This is a genomic window from Micromonospora endophytica (assembly GCF_003236305.1).
Taxonomy (GTDB): Bacteria; Actinomycetota; Actinomycetes; order Mycobacteriales; family Micromonosporaceae; genus Micromonospora; species Micromonospora endophytica.
The window spans coordinates 1-3,514 of the sequence record NZ_POTX01000388.1; the positions used below are offsets into that span (position 1 = coordinate 1).

1 protein-coding gene is annotated in these 3,514 nt (G+C 76.0%); it reads right to left on the reverse strand.

All coding sequences use genetic code 11. The annotated features are described in order from the left end of the window. Positions 1-16: 16 nt before the first annotated feature. On the reverse strand, positions 17-3,466 hold the full coding sequence (locus C1I93_RS29510) for an ATP-dependent helicase (protein ID WP_111246528.1): 3,450 nt from the start codon (positions 3,464-3,466) through the stop codon (positions 17-19). Between the last annotated feature and the right edge of the window lie 48 nt (positions 3,467-3,514).

The window sequence follows — 3,514 nt, forward strand, 5'->3', positions numbered from 1 at the left end:
GGCTGGGAGGGCACGCTCACTCCTGGTGCTCCGGGCGCCGGACGGTCGGCGGCTCCACCACCTGCCGTCCCTGGCCGGACACCGGGCAGCTGGTGCGCACCGGGCACACCCGGCACTTCGAGTTGGCGACGGCGGCGAAGGTGGCGGCGGCCATCGTATCGGCGGTGCGCCGGACCAGCGCGGTGGCCCAGCCGGCTTCCGGCCCATCGATCGAGGCGGGCTGGGACTGCTCCTTGGCGTCCTTTGCGCCGGTGCCGAGCTGCACCAGGGCTGCGCCGCCCGGCTCGTCGCCGAACTCGGCGAAGGCACCCGCCTCCACCGCCGCCTGGTACGCGCCGAGCTGCGGATGCTCCGCCACCTCCGGCGCGGTGACGGCGGTGGACTTGCCCGTCTTGAGGTCCACCACCACCAGCCGGCCGTCGGCATCCACCTCCAGCCGGTCCACCCGCCCGGTCAGCTCGACCGGCCGGTGCGGGTCGTCCAGGCGTACCGCGAACTCGTGCTCGATGGCGAGCAGCCGACGCGGGTTCGCGGCCAGCCAGCGCAGCAGCTTGTCGACCATCACCTCGGCGCGGGCCCGCTCCGGCCCGGCCATCCAGCGGGCGGCCAACTCGATCGCGTCGAACCGGGCGGCGACGTAGTCCAGCAGCTCGTTGCGGTCGGCGCTGGCATCCTCGGCCAGCATCGCCGCCGCGTGCACCAGGTTGCCGACGCCCTGCGCGGTGCTGGCCGCCGGGCTGCCGCCGTGCCGCTCCAGCAGCCAGCGCAGGCTGCACCGCAGCGCGCTCTCCATGCCCGACGGGGTGACCCGGACCGGCTCCCCCTCGTCCACCAGCGGCCGGTCGTCCGACAACGCGCGTAGTCCCCACCAGTCGTCGGGATGTGCACCGTGGACCCCGGCGGCGGCCAACCGGGCCAGCTCGGCCGCTGCCGCCCGCCGGCGGGCGGTAGGTGTCGCTGGATCGGACACGGCGGTACGCAGCTCGGCCACCAGCGCCGGCAGGGTGAGCGCCCGGGGTGGCCGGCTGATCGGCAGCGCCCGGGGCGCACCCGGATCGGCCCCGCCCTCGACGGTTCCGCCGTCGCCGTCGCGGTGCGCCTCGCCGTCGCGGTGCGCCTCGCCGTCGCCGACCACCTGGCCACCGACCGCCTCGCCGCCGCTCTCCGCGACGGTGGGGCCGAGTTCGTGCAGGAAGCGGCTCGGCTGCTCCTCGTGGTCGTCGCCACCCACCGCCGCCGAGGCCACCGCGCTGACCAGCAGCCGGTGCCTTGCCCGGGTCACCGCGACGTGGAAGAGTCGCCTTTCCTCGTCGAGCAGGGCGGAGGTCTGCCCGATCAGGGTGGCCACCCCACCGGCACCGTCGGACCGGCCGGTCAGCACGTCCACCAGACGTTCCGAACCGAGCAGGCTGCCGCGCAGCCGCAGGTCGGGCCAGACGCCCTCCTGTACCCCGGCGACGGCGACCAGGTCCCACTCCAGGCCCTTGGCGGCGTGCGCGGTGAGCAGCCGGACGGCGTCGCCCCGGTCGGCGGTCGGGGCGAGGGTGTCGGCCGGCAACTCCTGGGCGAGCACGTGGTCGAGGAAGACCTCGGTACGCGCACCCGGAAGCCGGTCGGTGAACCGGGCGGCGGCGTCGAAGAGAACAAGCACGGCGTCCAGGTCACGGTCGGCTGCCTCGGCCCGGCGACGCCGGGCCAGGTCACCCTCACCGGCCACGGCCGGGCCCCGGGTCAGCGCCGCGGACCAGAGCTCGGCCAGCCCGCTGGCCCGCCACACCGCCCAGAGCACCTCCTCGGCGGTGGCGCCGGGCCGGTCGGCCGCCTCCCGGGCCACCGCCAGCAGGCCGGCCACGGTCTGCGCCGGCTCGGCCCAGCGCCGCTGCACACCGGCCAGCTCGGTCGGGTCACGCAGCGCCTCGACGATCAGCTCACCGGAGGGCCGGCGGTCACCCGTGGCCAGGGCGATGGCCCGCAGGCCCTGCCGCAGCCGCCGCTCGGCCAGCGGGTCGGCGCCGCCGAGCGGGGAGTGCAGCAGGGCGACGGCGGCCTCCTCGTCGAGTCGGTCCGGCTCCAGCGCGCAGCGCAGCAGGAGCAGCAGCGGCGCGACGGCCGGTTGCAGGTGCAGCGGAAGATCCTCGCCGTGCACCACTGTCGGCACGCCTGCCGCGTGCAGGGCCCGACGCAGCGTCGGCAACTGCCGGCCGGTGGAGCGGACCAGCACCGCCATCCGTCCCCACGGCATCCCGCCGAGCAGGTGTGCCTCGCGCAGGGCGTGCGCCAGCCAGGCGGCCTCGCTGGTGGCCGAGCGGAAGGTGCGTACCTCAAGCTCACCCGGTGGTGCGTCCGGCACCGGCCGCAACCGGCGGTGTGCCGCCGGGCCCCGCAGCCGTCGCGCCAGCCGGGCAGCGGCGGCCAGCAGCCGCTCCCCGCTGCGGTAACTGGTGGTCAGCAGCACCTGCGCGGCCGGTGCGCCGGAGGCGGTGCGGAACCGGTGCGGGAAATTGGTCACGCCGCTGGGGTCGGCGCCCCGGAAGGCGTACGTGGACGAGTCGGGGTCGGCGAAGGCGACAAGTGGTGGACCGCCACCGGCGACCGTGTCCAGCAGGTCGAGCTGGGCGGGGTCGGTGTCGGCCAACTCGTCGACGTAGACGTACGCCAACCGGCGCCGCTCGGCGGCCAGCAGCTCCGGGTCGTCGCGCAACATCCCGGTGGCCGCCCGGACCAGCTCCGCCGGGTCGTACGCGATCGATCCCCGGTTCGCCACGTCGCGCAGCGCCAGCACGGCGACGTACTCCCGCAGGAAGCGGGCGGCGGCCGGCCAGTCGGCACGGCCGAGTTTCTCGCCGAGCCGGGCCAGTTCGGCAGGCCCCACCCCGCGCTCGGCCGCGCGCATCATCAGGTCCCGCAGCTGGGCCGCGAAGGCCCGGGTACGCAACGCCGGGCGCAGGTCCTCGGGCCAGCCGACCGGGTCGTCGCCGGGCTCCGGGCCGACGACGTCCAGCAGCTCACGGATGATCAGATCCTGCTCCGGACCGGTGAGCAGGCGTGGTGACGGCTCGCCCCGCTCGGTGGCGGCCCGCCGCAGCAGACCGAAGGCGTACGCGGGAAAGGTGCGCACCAGCGGTTCGCGTAACACCCGCTGACCCTCGGTGACGATCCGGGCCTCGATCCGTTGCCGTAGCTCGGCGGCGCCCCGCCGGCTGAAGGTGAGCACCAGGATCCGCTCCGGGTCCACCCCTTCGGCGACCCGGGCGGCGACCGCCTCGACGAGCGTGCGGGTCTTTCCGGTGCCCGGTCCACCGAGGACCAGCATCGGCCCGTCGGTGTGCGCGACCACCTCCGCCTGCCCCGAATCGTCGCGGTCCGCGACCGCCACCGTGGGGACGCCGTCGGTGGGCCGCCCGACGGACGGGCCACTCCCCTCGGTCGGCCCGGCGGGCCGACGCACCAACCGGTACGCCTGCATCCCGCCATCCCATCACGGGCCTGCGACACTCCCCGACCCGCCACACCA